We start from the raw sequence: 906 nt of genomic DNA, 5'->3' as shown, positions 1-906 counted from the left end.
CTTCATACTCAGCATATAATTCATCCAATCGATCTTGATCGAATCCAAGAATTTTTCCACTCAGTATGATTGCAAATAATTCCGACAGGAACTGAACATCGGCCATTCGCTTAGTTCTTGCAGTCGTAACAACCCCGGTTGCTTTCCACTCGACTTTCGCAGCTTCGACCTCAACAAAATTTATGAACCATCCGTCATACTTCGCGTGCCTTAATTCTTGCGCGGTCAGCTTTCTAGAATTACGGTTGATACGCTCGAATATATTCCTGATAGCTGAGTCACTCACATCTGGAAGCATTTCAACAATGAGAACATAATTCCAGAAAAGTTCTTTTGTACTTTTACCGAGGTCTTTCCATCGCAGCTTTTGGATATTTATATCGGAAAAATCGTCCGGAATTCTGACTTTATTATTGGTAAAATCCAATATCGTCTGCAGCCGCTGCTTTCCATCGACGACATGATATGTAGCTTTGCCTTCACCATCTAACGTTTTATGAAGAAAATTTGGCGGCGCAGGATAATTGTTTAATATAGTGTCTATGAAGAACCTCTGATCTCTAGGAGACCATACGCTGCGCCGCTGATAAGGAGGAGTTAAATTAAGAAGCCCTCTGCTGTGAATATCCAAAAACCAACTAATATCTTGCGTAGTGAGAGTTCGATTCATAAGTGCCAACTTTATATTTTAATAGTTAAATTTTTTACATTTTTGATTTTTTAGCTGATTTGTTCCATTGCTGCCCACCTGCTCGGTAGAGCACCCCATCACCATACAACACTCGCGCGTCTTATTCCGCCAACTCTGAAGGCGTCGTGGGGTGTACGCAACGTTTGCTGCGGCATCGAGATGTTACCCGTTTGCCCCTAGTGTACTGATTGCGAAATAAGTTACCCATGATAAAC

At 41.7% G+C, this 906-nt stretch carries 1 protein-coding gene; it reads right to left on the bottom strand.

From position 1 onward, the window contains the following. A partial coding sequence (locus AC1DVH_RS31875; protein WP_477757134.1) for a DUF262 domain-containing protein occupies positions 1–670 on the bottom strand: 670 nt, incomplete at its 3' end. Between the last annotated feature and the right edge of the window lie 236 nt (positions 671–906).

The organism is Pseudomonas sp. P4_C3 (assembly GCF_056402075.1).
Note: the sequence above shows the minus strand (reverse complement) of the source record. Positions and strands in the feature narration are given on the sequence as shown.